24 protein-coding genes and 1 tRNA gene are annotated in these 22,902 nt (G+C 60.3%); 13 read left to right on the forward strand and 12 right to left on the reverse strand.

The window, feature by feature from the left end; genetic code table 11:
* Positions 1-8: 8 nt before the first annotated feature.
* The 8 genes from hpf to RMQ97_RS14355 all read right to left on the reverse strand — a co-directional run bounded on the left by hpf (position 9) and on the right by RMQ97_RS14355 (position 7,922).
* The gene (gene hpf / locus RMQ97_RS14320) at positions 9-632 is read right to left on the reverse strand and encodes a ribosome hibernation-promoting factor, HPF/YfiA family (RefSeq protein WP_413661579.1); all 624 of its coding nucleotides are present in this window, start codon (positions 630-632) and stop codon (positions 9-11) included.
* 199 nt (positions 633-831) lie between these two features.
* Positions 832-2,355: an RNA polymerase factor sigma-54 gene (gene rpoN, locus RMQ97_RS14325; protein ID WP_413661580.1), complete on the reverse strand. Its 1,524-nt coding sequence runs from the start codon at positions 2,353-2,355 to the stop codon at positions 832-834.
* 36 nt (positions 2,356-2,391) lie between these two features.
* The gene (gene lptB / locus RMQ97_RS14330; RefSeq protein ID WP_413661581.1) at positions 2,392-3,159 is read right to left on the reverse strand and encodes an LPS export ABC transporter ATP-binding protein; all 768 of its coding nucleotides are present in this window, start codon (positions 3,157-3,159) and stop codon (positions 2,392-2,394) included.
* A 24-nt stretch (positions 3,160-3,183) separates the two neighbouring features.
* On the reverse strand, positions 3,184-3,711 hold the full coding sequence (locus RMQ97_RS14335; RefSeq protein ID WP_413661582.1) for an LptA/OstA family protein: 528 nt from the start codon (positions 3,709-3,711) through the stop codon (positions 3,184-3,186).
* Positions 3,708-4,451, reverse strand: a complete 744-nt coding sequence (gene lptC, locus RMQ97_RS14340; RefSeq protein WP_413661583.1) for an LPS export ABC transporter periplasmic protein LptC — start codon at positions 4,449-4,451, stop codon at positions 3,708-3,710. The genes RMQ97_RS14335 and lptC overlap by 4 nt, the downstream gene beginning before the upstream one ends.
* Positions 4,452-4,538: 87 nt before the next feature.
* Positions 4,539-5,153 (reverse strand): ribonuclease D, encoded by a 615-nt coding sequence (locus RMQ97_RS14345; protein ID WP_413661584.1) that lies wholly within the window; start codon positions 5,151-5,153, stop codon positions 4,539-4,541.
* A 29-nt stretch (positions 5,154-5,182) separates the two neighbouring features.
* On the reverse strand, positions 5,183-6,454 hold the full coding sequence (locus tag RMQ97_RS14350) for a hypothetical protein (RefSeq protein ID WP_413661585.1): 1,272 nt from the start codon (positions 6,452-6,454) through the stop codon (positions 5,183-5,185).
* Positions 6,455-6,470: 16 nt separating this feature from the next.
* Positions 6,471-7,922 (reverse strand): MBOAT family O-acyltransferase, encoded by a 1,452-nt coding sequence (locus RMQ97_RS14355; RefSeq protein ID WP_413661586.1) that lies wholly within the window; start codon positions 7,920-7,922, stop codon positions 6,471-6,473.
* Between the two features lie 364 nt (positions 7,923-8,286).
* Here RMQ97_RS14355 and RMQ97_RS14360 point away from each other — a divergent pair, with 364 nt between their 5' ends.
* Complete coding sequence (locus RMQ97_RS14360; RefSeq protein ID WP_413661587.1) at positions 8,287-8,706, forward strand: hypothetical protein; 420 nt, start codon at positions 8,287-8,289, stop codon at positions 8,704-8,706.
* A gap of 183 nt (positions 8,707-8,889) precedes the next feature.
* Here the strand turns inward: RMQ97_RS14360 and RMQ97_RS14365 are convergent.
* Positions 8,890-8,976: transfer RNA gene (locus RMQ97_RS14365), tRNA-Leu, on the reverse strand.
* 195 nt (positions 8,977-9,171) lie between these two features.
* On the opposite strand from RMQ97_RS14365, the gene RMQ97_RS14370 reads away from it, so the two are divergent.
* Entirely contained in the window at positions 9,172-10,137 is a 966-nt protein-coding gene (locus RMQ97_RS14370) for a complex I NDUFA9 subunit family protein (RefSeq protein ID WP_413661588.1), read from the forward strand.
* 96 nt (positions 10,138-10,233) lie between these two features.
* Here RMQ97_RS14370 and RMQ97_RS14375 read toward each other — a convergent pair whose 3' ends face one another.
* Positions 10,234-11,049 (reverse strand): undecaprenyl-diphosphate phosphatase, encoded by an 816-nt coding sequence (locus RMQ97_RS14375; protein WP_413661589.1) that lies wholly within the window; start codon positions 11,047-11,049, stop codon positions 10,234-10,236.
* A gap of 101 nt (positions 11,050-11,150) precedes the next feature.
* On the opposite strand from RMQ97_RS14375, the gene RMQ97_RS14380 reads away from it, so the two are divergent.
* The 4 genes from RMQ97_RS14380 (at position 11,151) to RMQ97_RS14395 (ending at position 15,065) form a co-directional block, all read left to right on the forward strand.
* Positions 11,151-12,113, forward strand: a complete 963-nt coding sequence (locus tag RMQ97_RS14380) for a cation diffusion facilitator family transporter (protein WP_413661590.1) — start codon at positions 11,151-11,153, stop codon at positions 12,111-12,113.
* Positions 12,114-12,157: 44 nt separating this feature from the next.
* Positions 12,158-12,835, forward strand: a complete 678-nt coding sequence (locus RMQ97_RS14385; RefSeq protein WP_413661591.1) for a glutathione S-transferase family protein — start codon at positions 12,158-12,160, stop codon at positions 12,833-12,835.
* A gap of 16 nt (positions 12,836-12,851) precedes the next feature.
* Entirely contained in the window at positions 12,852-13,952 is a 1,101-nt protein-coding gene (queG, locus tag RMQ97_RS14390; protein ID WP_413661592.1) for a tRNA epoxyqueuosine(34) reductase QueG, read from the forward strand.
* A 153-nt stretch (positions 13,953-14,105) separates the two neighbouring features.
* Positions 14,106-15,065 (forward strand): diguanylate cyclase, encoded by a 960-nt coding sequence (locus RMQ97_RS14395; protein WP_413661593.1) that lies wholly within the window; start codon positions 14,106-14,108, stop codon positions 15,063-15,065.
* A 2-nt stretch (positions 15,066-15,067) separates the two neighbouring features.
* Here RMQ97_RS14395 and RMQ97_RS14400 read toward each other — a convergent pair whose 3' ends face one another.
* Together RMQ97_RS14400 and RMQ97_RS14405 are read right to left on the reverse strand one after the other, a co-directional pair.
* A complete protein-coding gene (locus tag RMQ97_RS14400; RefSeq protein WP_413661594.1) occupies positions 15,068-15,757 on the reverse strand; it encodes a tetratricopeptide repeat protein in 690 nt (229 codons plus the stop codon).
* Between the two features lie 38 nt (positions 15,758-15,795).
* Positions 15,796-16,578, reverse strand: coding sequence for an alpha/beta hydrolase (locus RMQ97_RS14405; RefSeq protein WP_413661595.1), 783 nt, complete (start codon positions 16,576-16,578; stop codon positions 15,796-15,798).
* A 73-nt stretch (positions 16,579-16,651) separates the two neighbouring features.
* Between RMQ97_RS14405 and RMQ97_RS14410 the strand changes: the two genes are divergently transcribed.
* From RMQ97_RS14410 to rplT, 7 genes are all read left to right on the forward strand, one after another.
* On the forward strand, positions 16,652-17,797 hold the full coding sequence (locus RMQ97_RS14410; protein ID WP_413661596.1) for a glycosyltransferase family 4 protein: 1,146 nt from the start codon (positions 16,652-16,654) through the stop codon (positions 17,795-17,797).
* Positions 17,794-18,777 carry a glycosyltransferase family 9 protein gene (locus RMQ97_RS14415; RefSeq protein WP_413661597.1) on the forward strand — a complete coding sequence of 328 codons (984 nt, stop codon included), beginning with the start codon at positions 17,794-17,796 and terminating at the stop codon, positions 18,775-18,777. The genes RMQ97_RS14410 and RMQ97_RS14415 overlap by 4 nt, the downstream gene beginning before the upstream one ends.
* A 162-nt stretch (positions 18,778-18,939) precedes the next feature.
* Positions 18,940-19,461, forward strand: a complete 522-nt coding sequence (infC, locus tag RMQ97_RS14420) for a translation initiation factor IF-3 (RefSeq protein ID WP_413661663.1) — start codon at positions 18,940-18,942, stop codon at positions 19,459-19,461.
* Between the two features lie 228 nt (positions 19,462-19,689).
* Positions 19,690-20,178 carry a peptidase S1 gene (locus RMQ97_RS14425; protein WP_413661598.1) on the forward strand — a complete coding sequence of 163 codons (489 nt, stop codon included), beginning with the start codon at positions 19,690-19,692 and terminating at the stop codon, positions 20,176-20,178.
* A 37-nt stretch (positions 20,179-20,215) separates the two neighbouring features.
* Entirely contained in the window at positions 20,216-21,979 is a 1,764-nt protein-coding gene (locus RMQ97_RS14430; protein ID WP_413661599.1) for a hypothetical protein, read from the forward strand.
* Between the two features lie 240 nt (positions 21,980-22,219).
* Positions 22,220-22,420: a 50S ribosomal protein L35 gene (gene rpmI / locus RMQ97_RS14435; RefSeq protein ID WP_413661600.1), complete on the forward strand. Its 201-nt coding sequence runs from the start codon at positions 22,220-22,222 to the stop codon at positions 22,418-22,420.
* Between the two features lie 31 nt (positions 22,421-22,451).
* The gene (gene rplT, locus RMQ97_RS14440; protein ID WP_413661601.1) at positions 22,452-22,808 is read left to right on the forward strand and encodes a 50S ribosomal protein L20; all 357 of its coding nucleotides are present in this window, start codon (positions 22,452-22,454) and stop codon (positions 22,806-22,808) included.
* Positions 22,809-22,902: the final 94 nt, after the last annotated feature.

Here is a 22,902-nt window from a genome sequence, read left to right on the forward strand (position 1 = left end):
TACTTCTGTTACGCGCCCACCTTGGACTGACTACGAGCTGGGTCGACCCAGCCAATATGTCCATCCGGTCGCCGGTAGACGAGGTTCAAACCACCGTTCGCCGCGTTTCTGAAGAGCAGAAAGGGCGAATCTGTGGCATCCAGCTCAAAAGATGCCATTCCGACGGTCAACGTGCGGATCTCCGCAGCGGTTTCCGCGATGACGATCGGCTCTGGAGCCGCCCCTTCGGGTGCACCATTGAGCTCGTCCTCATCGTCCTCCACCTCGTGGATCTCGCGCATGCCCTTAAGCACCACGACATCGAGGCTTTCAGCCGGAAGCACGGACTTGTTGTCAGCATGGTGGTTCTTGAGCTTGCGCTTGTAACGACGGAGCCGTTTTTCAAGTCGCACCATGGACTCGTCCGCTGCCTTATAGGCATCATCCGCATCCCCTTGGGCCTGGAGCATGACGCCCGATGGCAAGTGAAGCGAGCAATCGACCCGAAAACCGACACCTTCTCGCGAGATCGCGATATAGGCTTCGCCCGGACGATTGAAATACTTCGCTACGCCATCCTCGACACGTGCCAGGATTTGCTCCCGCAACGCGCCACTGACATCAATACCTTTATTGACCACCTGGATTTGCATGCGCTCCTTCCCGCTGGCCATACACCAGCATGTGAGGCTCCAAGAATGTTCCCGCCGCCCCGTCTCGGATTGCGGGCGGAAACTAGTCGCGGGGGCGCGCCGGAGTCAATCGACAATACAGCCGCACTCAAGGCGGAATGCCCGGGGCCTGGCGAGCCTGTCACAGGCCGGCCCTCGCGCTAGACAGCGCTGGAGGTCCCTACCCAGCTCGCTTGAGAATTCTGCGCCGCTGGACCGAGGACGGGATATTCAGCGCTTCCCGGTATTTGGCCACAGTTCGACGTGCAATTTCAATCCCTTCATTCCGCAACAACTCCACAAGCTTGTCATCGGACAGAACTGTGGTTGCTGTTTCCTGATCAATGAGGAGCTTGATCCGGTGGCGCACAGCCTCGGCGGAATGAGCTTCTCCACCGCCAGAAGCGGGAATAGCAGAGGTGAAGAAATACTTCAGCTCGAACAAGCCGCGCGGCGTGGACACGTATTTGTTGGATGTCACCCGGCTGACCGTCGATTCGTGCATGGAGATCGCGTCGGCCACGGTTTTTAGGTTCAACGGGCGGAGATAGGCCACGCCTTGCGCCAGAAACATGTCCTGCTGGCGAACGATCTCGCTTGCCACCTTGAGAATGGTCCGCGCGCGCTGATCCAGGCTTTTGACCAGCCAGCTGGCGTTCTGACCGCATTCGGAGATGAATTCCTTGTCCTTCTCCGATTTGGCCATGGCGCTGATCTCGGCATAATAGCGCTGATTGACCAGGACACGGGGCAGGGTTTCGGTATTGAGCTCTACCTGCCATCCGCCATCGGGGGATTCACGGATCATGACATCCGGCTCGACCGCCCGCGTGGAATCACTGCCGTAAGCGAGACCCGGCTTGGGGGTCAGCCCGCGGATCTCCGCCACCATCTCATCGATGTCTTCCGCATCCACGCCGCACAGTTCTGTAAGAGCGTCATAATCATGGCGCGCCAGCAAAGGCAGATTGTCCAGCAAGGCCGCCATGGCCGGATCAAGGCGATCACGTTCCCTGAGCTGGAGCGCTAGGCATTCCGACAGATCGCGCGCCATGACACCGGCCGGCTCGAAACTTTGCAGCATGGACAGCACAAATTCGACGGACGAACGCTCCAGACCCAGCCGGGTTGCGATCTCGTCCAGATCCGCCCGCAGATATCCGTCCTCATCGGCCAAGTCGATCAAATGAGCACCGATCAGGCGCTCCACCGGATCGGACGTCGCCGTGCTCAACTGATTGTGCATGTGCTCCGCTAGGGTCACCTCACGGCTCGCATTGGCCGCAGCATCATAGTCTTCGCCATCAAAACCGCCGCCACCGCCGCCTGAAGACGGCGACCAGCTGCTCATACCGACAGCATCTCCGGCCGCCCCCTGCTCGACCCCCGCCAGATCAGAGCGGGAATCATCGCCATGAATCATGTCGCCATCGGCATCGATGGCATCCTGGGCGTCGTTGGACGGTTGAGAAAGCTCGAGTTCGCGTGGTTCACCGGCGGGAGCATCGGCAGCCTCGGCGGCCGGCTGGGGATCTTCGCTGCGCTCATCACGCTCAAGCAGGGGATTGCGTTCCAGCTCTGCTTCAACAAACTCGGTCAGCTCGATATTGGAGAGCTGCAAGAGCTTGATCGCTTGCTGGAGCTGGGGTGTCATCACCAGGGATTGACCCTGGCGCATATCCAGCCTCTGCAAAATTCCTGCCATGTTCGCCTCTGCTCGGTGAATTCTGCAGAGAATTAATCATGCAAAGCTTTCACCGAGATAAACACGACGCACATCCGCATCTGCGCGGATCTCGTCAGGTGTGCCTTCAAACAGCACTTCACCCTCGTGGATGATGGTCGCACGGTCGGTGATTTCAAGCGTTTCGCGAACATTGTGATCAGTGATCAGAATGCCAATACCGCGATCCTTGAGGAAGCGGATCAGATCCCGGATATCGCTGATCGCCAGCGGATCAACACCCGCAAACGGCTCGTCGAGCAGCATGAAGGACGGGCGTGTCGCCAGCGCCCGGGCAATCTCCACACGGCGACGTTCGCCACCCGACAGGGAGGGCGACGGGGCGTCACGCAGATGGGAAATGCGTAACTCCTCGAGAAGCTGGTCCACCAGCTCCCGTCGGGCCGTCTTGTCGCGCTCGACAACTTCAGCCACGGCCATGATGTTTTCCTGGACGGTCAGACCGTGAAAAATGGATTTTTCCTGCGGGAGGTATCCGATGCCCAGACGCGCGCGCTGATACATTGGCAGCCGCGTAATGTCTTCACCATCATAGAGGATGCGACCGTAATCCGCCTCGATAAGACCGGTGATCATGTAGAAACACGTCGTCTTACCGGCCCCGTTCGGACCAAGAAGCCCAGCGATCTCTCCGCGCTGCAGAGCAAGGGAAACCCCCTTGACCACAGGACGTTTGCGATAGGCCTTGCCGATATTCTCTACCGTCAACCCGGACTGGGCCTCTTCGGCGAGCGGCGCTGATTCTGCGGTATCCGTCATGGTCATCCGTGCACGTTGATCTGCGGACCGCTAGCCGTCCGCATCCTGAACGGGGTTACCATTGCTCGGGACAAAACGGAATTGCACACGTGCACCATCATCCGCCCGGCCGTAATTGGAATCGCCGGTCTCGAGATTTGTAGAGAAGTAATTCGTGGCGATCACGTTTTCACCCTGGGTCAGGAAAACCTCACCGGTTAGCGTAATCGTCTCGGTTTCCAGCTCGTAGACACCACGATCACCACGGGCGCGGCGGGCGGGCGTGATGTAGAGAACATTCCCGGTGGCGATAATGCGTTGCACGTCACCCCACGCGCCGGTGGACGCGGCAGCACCCTCACCCACAAAAATATTCACCTCATCAGCGAGAAGACGCCCTTCGCCCTGGCGGATATCGACATTTCCGGACAGGACAACGCGGCGCTCCGAGTCGATCGCCCGCATGCGATCCGCAGCGACATCCATCGGAAGGCGGCTGTCACCGATCTGGGCCTGGGCCGCGACGGTCATTGCACACCAGGCCACAAGAACGGCCAGCGGTTTCAGCGTATGCATCATTCTCTCTCTCCTTCGAGAAGCTCGGTTCCCGGTGCGATTTCAGTCCATGGAGCATCCAGAACCGACGGATCCGTGCGGTCCTGGACAAAACGTGCGCGCACCTGACCTTCAAAGATCACCGTGTCGCCCCCATCAAGGATTTCATACGACTGGGCCTCGATTTGCCCCATCGGCCCGCGTCCCTCGACCGGCTCATCGCCGGCCACACGCTGCTCGCGCAAAAAGATGCGGGCATGCGACGAGGAGAAGGTGTATCCTTCATCCGTCGTCAGATTCACATTCTGAAACAGGTCAAGAATCCGGTTTGTCGGGTCGAAAAGTCCGGTCTCGGCAATCACTTGCGAGGCCTCGCTGCCTCCTGACAGAGGATTATAGTCCAGACGCGGGCGTTCCAGCTCGGTTATTCCACTCGGGCTGTCATCCCGGCGGACGGCCAGATCGGCCGTGACGGTAAACGGGGTCTGGTTCTCATCTCGGCCGGTAAATCGCGGATTAGTCATGCGCAGATCCGGGCTGACCACAGGAGCGGTCTCCACAACCGCGCCACGAGACTGGTTGACGACCTGCACGGCGAGAAGCGCAACAATGCCCGCTGCCGCCAGAAGAAAGGCGACGCGTAGCAGACCGACAAATGCCGTGCGACGACGCGCCGCTTCCAGCGTCAGGGCACGACGAGGCTCCCAGGGACCACGCCCTGTCGGCTTGAGGGCGCCCAGCCCGTCTGCAGTGATCGCGGTCATGAGTAACGCTAACTATCCGGAATTCGTGTGGGTGTTCTGCTTGGCAGACACAAAGCCTGTGCGCAAGGCGATTTCAGGGCGACCCGCTCAGGAATGCGCAAAAATATCGGTTTCCGGCCAGCCCGCCAGATCAAGTGCAGCGCGTGTCGGTAGAAAGTCGAAACAGGCCTGGGCTATCTCCATCCGTCCCTCACGCTCCAGCATGGCCGTGAGTCGGTCCTGGAGAATGTGAAGATGAAGAACATCCGAGGCCGCATACTCGAGCTGGGCCTGGCTGAGCGTTTCGGCACCCCAGTCCGAGCTTTGCTGCTGCTTGTTCATGTCCACGCCCACAAGCTCGCGTGTCACATCTTTCAGGCCATGCCGATCCGTATAGGTGCGACAAAGCTTAGATGCGATCTTGGTGCAAAACACTGGTGCCAGCGTGACACCCAGATACCTCTGGATCATGGCGACGTCGAAGCGCGCAAAATGCAGGATCTTGACCGAACCCGCATCCGACAGCACGCGCTTCAAGTTCGGGCAATCATAGCTGGACCGGTCCATCTGCACGACATGGGCATCTCCGTCACCGGACGACAACTGCACGACACACAAGGCATCGCGCACAAGCGACAAGCCCAAGGTCTCCGTATCCACCGCAATACGCGGACCCAGATCAATATCGGCGGGCAGATCACCCTTGTGGTAGTGCACAGTCATGGCGTGTCCTTTGGTCAGTTCCGGGCGTCCTAACGCCTGTCGGATGCGGGCGCAATGCGGCTGAGCTCCGAGCGCAGCTCGCGCCAGTCTTCATCATTGAGGAATTGGGGCGCGGTACGCTCTGCCGGCAAGCCGGACTCGATCACCGCATCCACGAATGCATCGGCCTCGACCCCATTGGGCGTGGCCAGCCAGACCGCGCGCCGGTCCAGTATAGCAGCCTCGCTCTCATCCACGGTCTGAGGTGTGAGACGATGGCCAAAATTCGACCGGTCTTCGACCTCTAACGACGGTGTTCCACCAACCATCACATCCACCATGGCCTGGCCAATATGGGGCAGGTAGTGGGATGGTTCGTAGAACGTCGGATGTAGAACCCGGCCCGGCTGTCCGGGTGACGCAACCGTCGCCGGCGACTGGAACCCGGAAAAATCGAACAGGACAGCCGCGCCGCCCTCGACACACCCCTGCGCGGGTTCGGCCTGGGCATGGCGCGCGAACACATTGGCCAGGTCCCGGCGAAGCTGGAAATAGTCATCCTGACGGTCCGCCCGGAAGATCACATTCTCGCGCCAGGCGTGAATGGGGTGGATGAAGCCGATGACCTGAACTCCGTCTTGGGTCAGCGCTTCGATCGCCGCCTCAAAAAACGCCACCCGCTCGGTATCGTATTGATAGGACTGGTAGTAGCCATAAATCCCGCGTGTACCGCTTTCGAACCGCCCTTGCTGCACACCCGGCTCGTAGAGGTCTTGCCAGGGCCGACGCGCGGATCCGCCCCCCAGATTATCGGCGAGGGTCTGGAGCGAGGCCCCGAATGTACTGGGCGACAACGAGACCCGGGCCAGAGCCAGATCCCGATGACCGTCCACCAGAGCTGACAGCCAATACGTCGCCTTGGCCTTGCCGTGAGTGCCAAATTCATCCGGGTCCAGCCCTACAACTACGCATTTCAGGGCAGGATCCCGCGCTGCCAGCACCATGGCGCGGGTGAGTTCATACATGTTTGTGCCGCGCATACCGGCGTTGTAGAGGCCGCCCGGCCAGTTCTCCGGCGGATGCGGGAAACCATCAACCACGCGCGACGATCCCAGCAGGATGGAGGTCTGCCCGCCACGCAGGAGCTGGTCGCCCACATGGACACGACCACCATCTTCATAGGTGCGGGTTTCACGGGCCGTAACACCGGGAATGTCGGGCGCGCCGGTGATGCCGAACGGATCGACCAGGGCGTTGAACCCGGCAAACAGGACCAGGGCCGAGAACAGCGCCGAAAAGAGGATCAGTGTGTAGCGATGCATCTCACGCTCGTCCCGGTCAGAAGGTGTAATAGATGAATTCGGACGTCTTCCAGGCGTTCAGGACCGACAGGAAGAAGATCGCTGCAGCCGCGAGAGCAGCCCCCCGGCCAAACCGCCAGCGCACACCCGGTTTCGGCTTGATCTGCGCATCCTTCATCGACTGTTCGTCGATGACATCGCTGAACACTTCCGGCGTATCGGGCAGGGACCAGACGATGCCCAGACCAAAGATCACCCAGGCGATGGCTTCCAGCTCGAAACCGCCCAGACCCCATCCACTGAACCCGAACATGCCGGCCAGGATGCGCCCGGCGCCGGCCCAGCTTTCCGCCCGGAAAAAGACCCAGGCGATCGTGGTGAAGGCGAAGGTGAGACCGATTGCGAGAATTTTTCGGCGTCCGTCAAACCAGCCGGACGGGCCGTATTTCGCCCAGTAGTGGTTCACGGTTAGCGCGAGCCCGTGCAGCCCGCCCCATATGACGAAAGTCCAGGCCGCGCCATGCCACAGCCCACCCAGCAACATCGTGGCCATCAGATTGATCGACCGGCGCATCTCCCCCAAACGGTTCCCACCCAGAGGAATGTAGAGGTGGTCCCGAAGGAAATGCGACAGCGTAATGTGCCAGCGGCGCCAGAATTCCACAACGGAGGCCGATTTATACGGTCCGTTGAAATTGATCGGCAGCGTATACCCCAGACAGCGCGCCAGACCGATGGCCATGTCGGAATAGCCTGAGAAATCAAAGAAGATCTGCAGCGAATAGGCGATCGCACCCACCCAGGCCGCAACGAGGCCCGGCTCCCCGCCGCGCTCGGCAAACTGGAACAGGGATGAGGCAAAGGGCTCGATATTCTCGGCGATCAGCACTTTCTTGGCGAGACCGATCGCGAAGATCGTCAGACCGATGCCCAGATTATTCCAGATATCATCCTTGCGATCAGCATCGGCAAACTGAGCAGCAATTTGATGATGCTGGACCAGAGGGCCTGCCACGATGTGAGGGAAGAAGCTCACGAACAGCATATGGGAGAATATGTGCCCGGGCGCCGTTTTCTTCCGGGCAACATCTACCAGGAAACTGATCTGCTGGAATGAGAAGAAGGAGATCGCCAGTGGCAGTCCCACATTCAGCAGGGGAATATCTGCGCCGGCCAGTGCATTGGCGTTGCCGATCAGGAAATCCGCATACTTGAAAAAGCCCAAAACCGACAGGTTGAACAGGATACCCAAAGCTAGCCAGGGCTGGTTGCCCCAGCGGGCCATCGCGCGCGCGAACAGGTGATTGATCGCGACGGACGCAATCAGGATCGGCAGATTCCTGACATCCCACCACGCGTAAAAGACCAGCGAGGCCAGGTTCAGCAGGAACAAGGCCGCCAGATGCGACACATGTCGGCGCGCCAGATAATAGGCGACCAGCACGACTGGCAGGAAAAGAAAGAGAAATTCGAAGGAATTGAAGAGCATTCCAGTGCCCGGTTTACAGCCCGCGAGACGCTAGCCCTGTCCTCGCCGCGGGTAAAGTCTGGCTCGCACGCCCGGTCACAGCCTCACACGCAGAAAAAGTTTTCCACAACCCCTGAGATTTTGTCATGCATTCGCGCAAGTCCATGATTTTTCATACGTCTTTTTCTACACCCCCTCAGATTATCGCCAATAACCGCGACGTATAGGCACAAGATTGATGTCAATTAAATTGAATTAAAACAACTAGATAAGATCACAAACTCGATCATCTATATATTCCGTACACTGATTTTACATTTTTACGACATTAGTGTAACACTGCCGTCACACAACAACACGAACCCCCGATATCAAGGAGGGATACATGACAACAACGACCAAACTTTGCGCCCTGGCACTGGGCGCCTCAACGCTTTTCGCATCCACCGCCTCTGCCCAGAGCGGTGAAACCGTCATGCTGGAAATGTTCGGCGGCCGCGGCTGGGAAGTCAGCTGCGAGATGGCCCAATCCGATGGCGACCGGATCAATACACGCGATCGCGGCCGAGGCCGCATCGACAATGGACGCTTTGCCGTGACCGATGTGGTCAGCGCAAACTGCTCCTACACTGTTCCCGCAGAGGGCCGCCTCCAGCTGACGCTCGATACGCAGCGCGGCGCGCTGGACTGCCCGTTTGTCGAAGACAGCGCTGGTTTTTGCCGCGCCCAGTTCGCAGCCGGCACCTCCGGAGCCTTCAGCATCCAGACCACCAGCGGCGCCTCCCACCTTTATACGGGCAGCTAATCCCCCGCTGACCCAGGAACAATAATAATACCGACGCCAGACTGAGGCGCTGCGTGTTTCCCCCAAGCACGCAGCGCCTTTTTCTTGTGCATCAACACCCTCAGGATCGAACCGGGTCCGGATTTCAGGCACAAAAAAACACCCCCGAAGGAGTGTTTCTTGATTTCGCCGACATGCGGGAAATGGTGCCCAGGAGAAGACTCGAACTTCCACGCCCATACGGGCACTAGCACCTGAAGCTAGCGCGTCTACCAATTCCGCCACCTGGGCCGGTGTTGGAGCGGGGGTATTACGGAAACTGGACGGCGGCGTCAACGCAGATCATGCAGATCGCGTACAGTTAGACTGCATTTTTCATACGCATTCCCCGCACCGTCCCTGCCCGGTCTGGTGTGACGCATGGACAAGAGCGACAAATTTTGTTCTATCCGGCTCCACCTTCCTATCCTAGACGCGGGGGCAATCATGCTGCGTGACGAGGTCATTACAGTTTTCGGCGGATCCGGCTTTCTCGGCCGCCATGTTGTGCGGGCCCTGGCCCGGGCCGGCTATCGGGTTCGTGTTGCCACACGCCGACCGCACCTGGCACAGGATCTGCGCGTTATGGGCGTTGTAGGCCAGGTCCAGCTTGTCCAGTCCAATATTCGGGTGCCTGCCTCCGTGGACCGCGCGGTTGAAGGCGCCTCAGGCGTTGTCAATCTGGTCGGTGTTCTCGCCGAACAGGGTCGCCAGAACTTTTCCCGCCTGCACGCCATGGGCGCCGCAGCAGTCGCCGAAGCCTGCCGTGAAGCCGGAATCGAGACGCTGATCCAAGTCTCGGCCATCGGTGCAGACGCCGAGTCGGCCTCGGCCTATGCCCGCACAAAGGCGGAAGGCGAGGCCGCGGTTCTGGACACGGTTCCCACCGCAAGCATTCTGCGTCCGTCCATTGTCTTCGGCCCGGAAGATGATTTCTTCAATCGCTTTGCCGCCATGTCGCGCTTTGTGCCGGCCCTGCCTCTGATCGGCGGCGGCCAGACCCGGTTCCAACCGGTGTTTGCCGGCGATGTTGCCAGCGCCGTTCTTGCGGCCATGGAATCCGGCGAAGCGCGCGGCGAAACCTATGAACTGGGTGGACCGGGCATTTATACCTTCAAAGAGGTCCTGGAATTCATCCTGAAAACCGTGGATCGCCCGCGCTTCCTCGTGCCGCTGCCTTTCCCGGTCTCCTCGGTCATGGCCATGGCCTTTGAGCTCGTCGGTGCGCTGCCGCTCATCCCGACCTTCCTGACCCAGGACCAGGTCAAACTGCTCAAAAGCGATAACGTGGTCAGCGATGACGCCAAAACCCTCGCCGATCTCGGCATTGAAGGCGAGACGGTTGAAGCGATCGTCCCATCCTATCTGGAACGTTATCGCCGCTACGGCCAGTTCCACGAGACGGAAGCCTGATACATCAGATCGAGCTGAAATTGCGAAAAGCCCGGGTCAGTCCCGGGCTTTTTTGTGTGCGGCCTTGAGTACTGCTTTGTGTGCGGTGCAAAACGCCTAGCTTCCCGGTGCGAGCAGGATCCAGACCAGAATGCCACCCCCCAGCGCCAGTCGGTACACCACAAAAGGCAGGAAACCGATCCTGTCGACCAGCCGCATCAACAGGGCGATAGCTGCCAGGGCCGAGATGAAGGACAGGGCCGCAACGATCAGCCCGTCCATCAACTGACCCGATCCGGCGGGTGCAGCGAGCAACTCCAGAACCGAGACCAGGGTGAAACCGGCAATGACCGGGATCGCCATCAACATCGAAAAGCGGGCGCTTTCCTTGCGGCTCATACCCAGAGCCCGGGCCGCCGTCATGGTCACACCGGATCGGGAGGCGCCGGGAATCAGCGCAAACATCTGGGCGATACCGATAAAGAAAGCGGATCTGAAACTGAGCGTCTCCAGCGTCAGATTCTGCTTGCCATATCGATCGGCCAGCCAGAGCGGCAGCGCAAAGACCAAGGTTGAGATCGCGATGACGAGAGGCGAGCGAAGGACCTCCACGAGGTCGGTGGCATACAAAAAACCGCCAAACAGCAAGACCGGCGGCAAGCTGGCCGCGACCAGCAGCGCAATACGCCCGCCCGGTGTCACGCGGCCTCGTAACAATGCGAACTTGCCCTGGACAACAGCCAGAATATCCCGCCAAAAATAAACCAAGACTGCGACCAAGGAGCCCGCATGCGCCATGACATCGATCAATGGCCCCTGATCCTCGGCATCAAGTAGGGTCGGCGTCAGGATCAGATGGGCGGAGGAGCTGATCGGGAGAAATTCGGTAATGCCCTGGACGAGCGCCAGAAAGACCAGATGAAAGATCGTCATCGCAGAACCTCCAGAAGTCAGGCTCTCCCGAAACCCGCCTCGCGTGATCACTTTAGCGCATTCCAATGGCGCACGCGCAGATTTCAGTCTAGTTAAGATCTATGCCCCATGACGTTCACAGCGCCGCAGGCCGTCCGGGCCAGCTCACACCGGACGAAGCCAAACGCATCAACAGCATTGCCAGTCGTGCCTCGCTGGTGATCGCCGCCATCCTGGTCACAACCAAGCTTCTGGTCTGGCACGTCTCCGGCTCGGTTTCACTTCTGGCCTCGGCCGCTGACAGCGCCCTCGATCTCACCGCCTCGCTGACAGTGTTCTTTGCCATTCGGTATGCCGCCCAGCCCGCGGATCAGGATCACCGCTATGGGCACGGCAAGGCCGAAGCGGCGGCTGGCATGCTGCAGGCCGTCCTCGTCGCCATTTCAGCGGCCCTCTTGCTGCGCGAGGGCGTGGTGCATGCAATCAATCCGGTCGAGGTTGAGGCTGAGGCCTGGGCGCTTGGCGTCATGGTTCTGTCGATGGTGTTGACCCTCCTGCTCATCCAGATCCAGAGCCGCACCCTCGCCCAGACCGGATCTGTGGCGATCGAAGGCGACCGGGCGCACTACTTCACGGATCTCGGTAGCAATCTGGCGGTCATCGTGGGTCTGGCGGGCACGACTTTTCTGGGTTGGGTGTGGCTGGACGGGGTCGTGGCCATCGCTATCGCGCTCTGGCTGTTCTGGACCGCATGGGAGGTCGCCAGCGGGGCGTTTGACCAGATCATGGACAAGGAATTGCCGGACGAGGACCGCGACCGTATTGCCGCGATCGCCGCGGATGACAGCCGGATCATCGACATTCATGACCTTCGCACCCGGGCAGCCGGTCCGATCATCCACATCCAGTTTCACATGGCACTGCCCGGTGAGCTGGCGTTACGGGATGCGCATGCCGTATTGGTCGCGTGTGAGGAAAGATTGCTGGCCGCCTATCCGGCGGCCGACATCATCATTCACCCCGATCCGCATGGCGAGGCCGAGCCCCACGGGGCTGCATTTTTCAAGCCGCAAAACCATGCATAGGAAACGACTTAGACCGTTCGACAAATTGCAGTAGCGTCCACCGCATGCGCCATCTTTATCACTGGCCTATCGACCCCTTCTCTCGCCAGGTTCGCCTGGTCCTGGAGGAAAAAGGCCTGAAAACCGAGCTGGAAATCACCACACCCTGGGACAATCCTGAGGTGTTGATGAATTACAATCCGGCCGGGACACCGCCGGTCCTGATCGATCATGTCGGGGGCCAGGACCGGGTGATCGCCGAGGCCCGGCCCATACTGGAATATCTCGAGGAGACCACGCCCACACCCTGCATGCTGCCGGGCGGACCAGCGGAACGCGCAGAGGCTCGCCGGATCATGGACTGGTTCGACCGAAAGTTTGACGGCGAGGTCAATGCCTACCTCCTGCACGAAAAGCTGGAAAAACGCCTGCAGGGGCTGGGCTCACCCGATCCGGCCGTTTTGCGCGCCGGTCGCGACCATTTGCGCTGGCATCTCGATCACATGACCTGGCTTCTGGAAACCCGTGATGGCCTGGCCGGATCCCGCTACACCCTGGCCGATATCGCCGCGGCAGCCCATCTGTCATGTGTCGACTATCTCGGTGACGTGCCCTGGGGTGAGTTCGAGACCGTCAAACACTGGTATCAACGCATCAAATGCCGCCCGGCTTTCCGTCCTCTTCTTGAAGACAAATGGCCCGGCATGAATCCCGTTGAGCATTATGCGGATCTGGATTTTTAGGACATAACCCGGAGCCATGTCGCCCGACGCGCTCAAAATCCTTGCCCACGAGATCGGGTTTTCAACGGTCCAGATCTGCCGAGCCGATGATCCCTGGCCGGCCGGGGCACGGCTCCGCGATTTTGTCGAGGCCGGTCATCATGGCTCCATGGGCTGGATGGAAGACACGCTGGACCGTCGCAGCCACCCGACCGCTATGTGGCCGGACGCAAAAAGCGCTGTGGTCGTCGGGCTCAATTACGGTCCCGAACACGACCCCCTGCCTGCACTGGAGCGTCGCAGTGAAGGCGTCATCTCAGTCTATGCTCGCAATGCCGACTATCACGACCTGATCAAGAAACGCCTCAAACACCTGGCCCGGGCCTTTGTCGCGCAGACCGGAATTGAGGTAAAAGTCTTTGTCGACACGGCGCCGCTGATGGAAAAACCACTCGCGGCACTTTCAGGCATGGGGTGGCAGGGCAAACACACCAATCTGGTCAATCGCGAATACGGGTCCTGGCTGTTTCTCGGCGTCATGCTGACCGCAGCCGAGCTGGAACCGGACGCACCCGACCAGGATCATTGCGGCTCTTGCCAGGCCTGTCTGGACATCTGCCCGACGGCAGCTTTCCCCACACCCTATACCCTCGATGCCAGGCGCTGCATCTCCTACCTCACCATCGAGCATAAAGGCGTGATCGCTGAGGAATTCAGGGCCCCGATGGGCAATCGCATTTATGGCTGCGATGACTGCCTGGCGGTTTGTCCCTGGAATAAATTTGCCCAGACCGCCTGCGATACGGCCTTTCACCCCCGCCCCGAACTCAAGGGCCCTCTCCTGTCCGAACTGGTCGCGCTGGATGACGAGAGTTTCCGCCTCGTCTTCACCGCCTCACCCGTCAAGCGGATCGGACGCGACCGCTTTGTCCGAAATGTTCTGATCGCGTGCGGAAACTCTGGCGACGTCACACTGGTGCCCGCAATCGTCGAGCGTCTGGACGATCCATCTCCGCTTGTACGCGGAATGGCCATCTGGGCCCTCAAACGGCTCGACCCTGCCCGCTTCGCCGCAGAAAAACAGCTCCGACACCCCAGCGAAACTGATGCCGACACCTGTCGGGAATGGGGCGCTTGAGCCGCGATTGGGTGACGGCCCGACATTTCATCGGCTTATTAGTCAAATTTGAATGATTCCAGTTTTAACTCACCTCCAACGTCGCACAGACAAGCGACGATCTTGGGTGAGATAATAATGGGGTCTGGACGGCGAAGTACCGTCCTGTCAGGCATGGACACTGAACACACAGCAACATCTCCAATCACGGTTCTGATCTGCGAAAGCAGCGCGGTACAATTGCGCATTCTCAAACAGGCCGTTCAAGAGGCCGGATTTGAGGTCCATGCGACCCAATCCGCAGAAGATGCATTGTCCCTGCTTCGACTGATGCCGATTGACATCTTCCTGACCGGTATCGAGGTGGGTGGCGTTACCGGGCTGGAGGCCTGCTGGTCCCTGAAGTCCAATACCGAGACCGAGTCCATCTATACGATCGTCATCACCGCATCTGGAGAAGAGCGACGCCTCGAGGAAAGCCTGGATGCCGGCGCCGACGACTTTATCCGCAAGCCCGTGAACATGACAGAGTTGCGCGCCCGCCTGCGCGCGGCCTCGCGCCTGATCCGGATGCAGAAACAATTCCGCCGCCTGGCCGAGACCGATGCGCTGACCGGAGCGGCCAACCGGCGGTCTTTTATGAGTTATCTCGACATGCAGATGACCCAGGCCCGCCGCACCGCTCAGCCCTTTTCCGTGGCAATGCTGGACCTGGACCACTTCAAATCCATCAATGACACTCATGGTCATGCGGCGGGCGACACCGTCCTCATCGAGACGGTGAAGTCCATCCAGGCCCAATTACGGGATCGAGATATGCTGGGTCGTCTCGGCGGCGAGGAATTTGCAGTCATCTTCCACAATGCCGAGCTGGATGATGCCTATGGCGCGACAGAACGCCTGCGTCTGGCCTTGCAAAACCTCAACATCACGCAGGATTCGGGCAAGGTCATTCCGGTCACAGCCAGCCTGGGTCTGGCGGAGAGCCTGCCCGATGCCGATTTCGACACGCCCGAAGCCCTGCTCCAGGCCGCCGATGACGCCCTCTACGAAGCCAAGTCGGGCGGGCGCAACCGCGTGGTCATGGCCCAGCGCAGCGACAATTCAATCGACCGGCTTCACCGCTACGGCTGAATTCAGCGCGCGCCCGGTTCGGTACGGCGGGCCTCGTTGATCTGTCCGCGCAGAACAAGCGCCGTGATCAAAGCCGGATCGAGCTGGCGAGCCTGATGCATATCGGCTTCGGCTCCGCCAATATCTCCCAGTTCCAGACGCGCCCGACCGCGCAGACGCCAGGCCTCGGCATAACCTGGCACGCGCGTGACCAGGCGTGAGGCCACGGCATTCAGCTCCGACCAGTCACCCGTGTTTTCCTGCGCGTGCGCCAGACCGAGAAGCAGATCGGGGTGATCAGGCTCGAAATCCAGCCCGGCCTGGAAACTGTCACGTGCCGCTTCCGCCCGCGATAGATCCATCCACATCTCTCCCGCCTCAAGCGCCAGCTGGGCCCGCACCGAATCTTCAATGGATAATGAGGAACTGGCCAGATGGCTCAGAGCGGCCGCGGCCGAGGTGGGAGATCCAAGTTGTTTGAGCGCTCGTGCTTCACAATGCAGTGCCGGCCAGCCCCCACCTTCCATCCGCCAGGACAGGGCGTCCTCATAGGCGTCCGAAGGTGTGCGCGGCACGGCCTCCAGACAGGCCTGATAGCGCGCGGTTTCTTCCCGTATGGCCGCGTCGATCACGCCACGGACCTGTCCTGTGGCGGGCGACGAAACGACCAGAGACACAGACAGGGTTAACAGCGACATGGCTGAGTGCAGCATGGATATCTCCCGGGCACACACCTGCGGGAGGGGCGGGCCTAACGCATGTTGGACAGCGCATCCACGCGGCGAGAGAAACCGGAGGCCAGCAAAGCGAGCCAGTCCAGGTCGGCCGGGGTCGACAGGCGGTGATCACCTGACTTGCGCAAGACATAATCTACATCGCCGCTGACGAGAGCGGGCATTAATTGTTCGACATGATCTGCGGGCACGTCCGGATCGGCACCACCCTGAACAATCAGGACTGGAATATCGATCGGTATCGGGCCGGGCAAGAGCGACCACTGCGCCCCATCCTCCAGAAGCTGGCGCGTAATGGGATAGGGGCCATCCCCATAGGCCGACGGACGCAGCCATTGTCCCTGCGTGTCTATGGCCTGCCGCGCGCTGTCGGACAGTCGGGGCAGGATCAGCCTCTGCGTGAAATCTACAGCCGGTGCGATCAGGACCAGCCCGGCAATCCGCTCTGCTCGGGCCAGCGCGGCCAGCAAGGCGAGCCAGCCCCCCATGGATGAACCGATGAGAATTTGGGGTCCCGCTGTCAGATCATCGATGACATCCAGCACATCCTGACGCCACTGCGACACCGTGCCAGAGGCGAACTCGCCTCCTGAGCATCCATGGCCACGATAGTCGAAGCGCAGATATGATCGTGTATCGGCCCGGGCCCAGGCCTCAAAATGCCGGGCCTTGGTCCCCGCCATTTCCGAATGAAAACCGCCCAGCCATACACAGCCCACCTTGTCAGCTGCGCCAACATGACGGACATAGGCAAGGGACGGGGCATCGCTCCGCACAAGGGTCTCGACAGGCTCGCTCATGGATCATCTCCCGGTTGGCCAGCCAGTTGACGGCGTGTTGACCGGTCTCGCAAGGGCTCAGGCCAGACGGCGTATGAAGGTTTTACAAGTCATTCCCGAGCTCAATGCTGGCGGCGCCGAGCGCACCACGCTGGAGATCACCGAAGCGCTCACAGCAGCCGGTCACGAGGCGGTTGTCGCGTCATGTGGCGGACGCCTGGAGGCCGAGCTGGAACATCTCGGGGGGCGGCTGGTACGCATGGATGCGAAGACCAAAAACCCCATCACCCTGAGACGCAATGCCACGCGCCTTGCATCCGTGATCCGCGAACAGGGCGTGGATCTCATCCATGCCCGGTCGCGCGCGCCCGCCTGGAGTGCTTTCTGGGCCGCCAAACAGACCGGCATTCCCTATGTCACGACCTATCACGGCACATACAATGCCCGCTCCGCGCTCAAGCGCTGGTACAATTCCGTGATGGCTCGGGGTGAGCGGGTGATCGCAAACTCCGAATTCATTGGGGATCATGTGCGCAAGGAACACGCTTTCGCCGCTGAGCGGATCACCATCATCCCTCGGGGCGTGGATCTGCGCCGCTACACGCCTGGCGAAATTCCGCAGGACCGGCTTCGCGCCCAGTCCGACACCTGGGCCTTGCCCGACGATGGCGCCATACGTCTGCTTCTCCCGGCCCGGCTCACCCGCTGGAAGGGGCAGGAGGTCGCCATCGACGCCCTCGCACAGCTCAAATCCCGGGATTGGGCGACGCTGCCGCATCTGGTCCTCGCCGGGGATGATCAGGGGCGACATGATTACACACAAGGACTGAGAAACCGCATCCAGCAGGCCGGTCTGCAGGATCATGTCCACCTGGTGGGACATTGTAGTGACATGCCGGCCGCTATTGAACTGTGCGATATCGTGCTGACCCCATCCGTTGAACCCGAGGCTTTTGGCCGGACGACAGCGGAAGCGGGTGCCATGAAACGCCCGGTGATTGCCGCAAATCATGGCGGTGCGATGGAAATCATTGCGCAGGGAGAAACCGGACTGAAGGTCGAACCGGGTAATTCAGACGCTCTGGCACAGGGAATTGCCGATGTTATCGCACTCGGCCCGGCCGGTCGGGCACAGATGGGTGAAAAAGCCCGTGCACGTGTCGCGCGAGCCTACTCGACACAGGCGCTCCAAGCTGCAACTTTGCGCGTCTATGAGGAAGTGTTGAAGTGCCGTCCATGAATGAACCCGATCGCGATATCACCTACATCCTGCACTGGGGTGATCTGACCGACAGCGTCCGCATGCTGGTTGCCGCCAAAACCATTCGTGCCGCCCACAAGCGCGACCGGATCGTCTTGCTGACCACTCCGGAGTTTGAGTCCTTCCTCAAACACTGTCCGTTCTTCAACGCGGTCGAGACCGATGTTCAGCCGGAAACGCGACCCGCGCAGCAAATGCGTGACAAACGCCTCAAATCGGCCAAGGTCACCCGCGTCTATGATCTCGTCGGCTCCTCCGAAAGCCGCAAGCTCAAGCGAGCCCTGAAGGTCAAGCGCGATATGTGGATCGACGTCCAGACCGATCCGCGCTCCGGGCAGCACCCCATTGACGAGCTCGCCGGGCGCATCGGGGCGATTACCGGTCTTGGTGACAGCTTCTACAAGCTGGGCGCCGCCCCGGCGCCGGACGCCAGCTGGGTCGACTATCTGGCCAAGCAATCACGGATGCTCGACCCCGCCTATTTCGGGTTGAACGGACCCTTTGCCCTGCTCGCCCCGTCCGGTGAGGGTGTGAAACCGGCGCAGAGATGGCCCAAGGAACGCTGGGCCTCGCTGTCCCACGAACTCATCCAGGCCGGGATCACACCGGCTTTGATTGGCGGTCCGGATACGCGGGAAGTCGGTCGGTATGTCGCGCATGTCACACCCGGCGCCACGGACATCACCGGGAAAGCCAAGCTGACCCAGCTGGCAGGCCTGGCACGCCATGCCCGTTTTGTATTCACGGAAGAAACGCCGCTGATGCATCTTCTGGTCGCTGCCGGTCCCCCGGCACTCGTTCTGTATTCGTCGGACGAAGATCCGGTTTTGCGGGCTCCACGCAGCGAGGCACCGGTCATCCTGATGCACACGCCGACACTGGCCGCGGTTTCACCCACCGAAGCCATGGCAGCCATGAAGTTTGCCGGCGGCTTTGAATCGCGCTCAACGGCAGGCTGAGCTTGCTTCCTGTGCCGGAATGGCCATATTGCCCCACTTTCCGTGACGATTATCCGGTTTCTTCTCGACCGGGACTTGATCGATCGTTAACGGGAAGCCTTTACTATTCGCACTTCAGCTTGAGGCCACCAGGGAGAAACATCCATAGCCCGCAGACCGCATATCGCGCAGCCGCCCAAAAAAGAAGGCCCGCGCATTAACCGGGAAATCCGCGTTCCGCGCGTGCTCCTGATCGACGAACATGGTGAGAAACAGGGTATCATGCCGGTGGACGCCGCCATTGAGGCAGCGCAGGAAGCCGGACTCGACCTCGTTGAGGTCTCTCCGAACTCTGATCCGCCCGTGTGTAAAGTCGTCGACTACGGCAAGCTGAAATACCAGGAACAAAAGAAAAAGGCCGAGGCTCGCAAGAAGCAGAAGACCGTCGAGATCAAGGAGATCAAGATGCGTCCGAACATTGATGTGCATGATTACCAGGTGAAGACCCGGGCCATGCAGCGCTTCTTCGAGGCGGGTGACAAGGTGAAGATCACCCTGCGTTTCCGGGGCCGCGAAATGGCTCACCAGGATCGCGGTATGGAGATCATGAACCGCGTCAAGGAAGACTTCGCCGAATCTGCCAAGGTGGAATTTGAGCCGAAGATGGAAGGCCGGATGATGGTGATGGTGATGGCGCCGCGCTGAGGCGACAATACCACACCTGACAGGAAAACAGGCCCTGGCGGAGATCCGTCAGGGCCTTTTTCTTGTGCATCCATGCCCCGAACCCCAAGCGGAGCATGGCTACTCGGGACAATCTGACCAAAGCGGGGCAAAACGGGCGATATTGCGGCCCGCGTGTTCAGAGCGTATTCAAGGCGCCTGGGGAAGGCTGGATGCATCAAGATGCATTCGCCAACCAGAGGGGATACTATGAGCCTAACCAAGCCGTTCGCGGCGCTCATGCTTGCCATCGCACTCGCAGCGTTGTGTCTGGCCGCACTCGGGCTGACATCCGTTCGCGGCAATGCACAGGACTGGCAGGCCCCGCCCAGGTCCGGTCAAGTGATCCTGGCCGCCGGTTTCACCCCCGACCCCTATACCGTGAGCGTGGAAGGCGGCGGCAGTATTCAGGCAAGCGCGCGTCTAGGTGACGAATGTGCCAGCCACATCAGTGCCGCACCCAGCTTCAGCCTGACCTATAATGCCGGAACATTTCCGCTCTCGATCGGAGCACAAGGCTCGGACAACATCGCCTTGCTCATCCGAGCACCGGATGGCGTCTGGCACTGTGAAACAGACGCCGGATCTCGACCGCTCACCACCTTCAATCCGCCGCAATCGGGTCAGTACGATGTGTGGCTTGGACATTCACGCTCAGGAGCCACAGTATCCGCGCGCCTGAGCATTTCGGAATTCTGATCGCCAGTGTGGTGATCAAACACAAAGGGGAAGGGAAATGGGACACATCTCCAATCTGACACGCACCGCCAGCACGCTGGCCCTGGGCATTGCCCTGGCCAGCACGGCGCTGAGCGCCGCAACGGCGCAGGATGTCGCCGCACCTCCGGCGTATGGATCCTCCAATCTGAGCGCAGGTTTCGCTCCGGACCCGACCTCTATCGCGGTCCAGGCCGGTGGAGCGGCTGCCGCCTACCGCCTCGATGATTATTGCTCGGGCTATATCTCCCACATGCCCTCCCACAATCTCTACTACGAGGCGGGCAGCTACGACCTCTTCATTTCCGCCGCTTCGGATGTGGACGCCGTACTGGTCGTCAATACGCCGGATGGCGAGTGGCACTGTAATGATGACGGCGACGGCATCGGCCTGAACCCGGGCATCGAATTCTCCGATCCGCAGTCCGGTCTCTATAATATCTGGGTTGGCACGCTGGGGAGTGGCTCAGGCTATGAGCCGGCCATGCTGCACATTTCCGAACTGGAATTCTCCCAGGACAACCCCTACTCCGTGTCCATTGACGGCGCGATGGTGCCGCAACACGGCTCCCAGCGCCTGCGTGCCGGTTTTGTGGATGACCCCCGCACGGTGTCCGTGCTGGCGGGCGGCGAGCTCGACCTTTCGCGCGGCACTGACGGCTATTGTTACGGCTATGCCGGTCAGGCCCCGGACTTCGCCGTTGATTACTCTGCCGGTTCGCTGGACCTCTATTTCTCCATGGAGGCCGATGTCGACACGACACTGGCCGTGCAACTGCCGGACGGCTCATTCGTCTGTGACGATGACAGCGCCCAGAACCTCAATCCGGGTGTCCAGATCTCGGACCCGCAATCGGGACGCTATTCTGTGTGGGCCGGACGCTATTCCGAAGGTTCGGAAGAAGCCGCCATGCTCTATGTCTCCGAGCTGGGTTTCCTGGGAAGCGAGAACCGTCTCGACCCGGGCATGGACCCCACCTATGGACAGGTCAATCTGAGTGATGGCTTCACACCGGATCCCTACCAGGTCAGCCTGGATGCCGGTGGTGATGTGGATGCCTCCTCTGCCACTCAGGACTGGTCCTGCCGCGGTTACGTGGCAATGGCCCCGGACTATCGCCTGAACTATTCCGCCGGTGACTTTGACCTCTACCTCTCCGCCATGTCGCAGCGTGACATCACTCTTGTGGTCAACGCCCCGGACGGCAGCTGGCATTGTGACGATGATACCGCCGGTGATCTGAACCCGGGCGTGATGTTCGACAGCCCACAATCGGGTCAATACGACATCTGGGTTGGCACATTCGGCAGTGCTGACATCGCACCGGCCGAACTCTTCATCTCGGAATTGGGATGGGGTGGCGATCTGACCACAGGTGAGCTCGACTACACCCTGCCGCCCAATTACGGCTCGGTCTTCCTGTCCGGCGGGTTCGCACCTGATCCGCACGTGGTTGACGTGCAAACCGGTGGTGCTGTTCTGGCCGAGGAAGCGGCCGATTACAGCTGCACCGGCTATGTCAGTGAAGCGCCAGACTTTGAACTTGAGTTTGAACCTGGCGCGCTCGACCTGCACATCTATGTCGAAAGCGATCTGGACACGACACTCGTGGTCAATGATCCCAATGGCGACTGGGTCTGCAATGACGATGATGATGGCCTGGATGCAGGACTGACCTTTGATAATCCGCAGGCTGGCCTCTACCACATCTGGGTGGGCGCTTATGGCGATGATGATTTCGGTCCGGCCCAGCTGAATATCTCCGAGCTGCCGCGCTACTGATCAACACGCGCGCACGGTCTATCTGAAACGGGCGGTCTGTCGGCAGGCCGCCCGTTTTCTGTTGAGCGTCCGTTTTCTGTTAAGCGTCCGGGATCGGCCTGCGGATTCAAGACTTGCAATCCTTTGCCAGCCGCGTATAAGCCCCGCTTTCCAATTGCGCCTCCCGGGCCCCATCGACATGCCCGGTGGCGAGACGTTCACCTGATCCGGTTCCGGCCGGATTGAGACAAGGAGATCGAAATGTCGAAGATGAAGACGAAGAGCGGCGCGAAAAAGCGCTTCAAGCTCACCGCCACCGGGAAAGTGAAAGCCGGTCAGTCTGGCAAGCGCCACGGCATGATCAAGCGCACGAACAAGCACATCCGCAACCAGCGCGGCACGACCACGCTGTCCGAGCAGGATGCGCGCATCGTGAAAAAATACATCCCGAACGGCCTGTAAGGCCGCTGGCAGACGAGTTTAGGAGCAAGACATGTCTCGAGTAACGTCCGGACCGGCGACCGCATCGCGCCACAAGAAAGTCATCAAGAAAGCCAAAGGCTATTACGGCGCCCGCCGCAAGCAGTTCCGCACCGCGGTTCAGGCTGTGGAGAAGGCCGGCCAGTACGCTTACCGCGACCGCCGGGCCAAGAAGCGCAATTTCCGCGCTCTGTGGATCCAGCGGATCAATGCCGGCGCCCGCCTGCATGGCATGACCTATTCCACCTTCATGAATGGCCTGGCGAAAGCCGGTATCGAACTGGACCGTAAAGTCCTGTCCGACATCGCCATCCGTGAGCCGGAAAGCTTTAAGTCCCTGGTCGACCAGGCGCGCGCTGCGCTGGGCTAAGCCGCGGATTGAAACGATCCTGGATCAAGGCCCGTCAGCGCTCGCTGGCGGGCCTTTTTCGTTCAAGCCAGACCCGCAACCGCGCGCCCCTGTC

The organism is Maricaulis sp. D1M11 (assembly GCF_047308265.1).
GTDB lineage: Bacteria > Pseudomonadota > Alphaproteobacteria > Caulobacterales > Maricaulaceae > Maricaulis.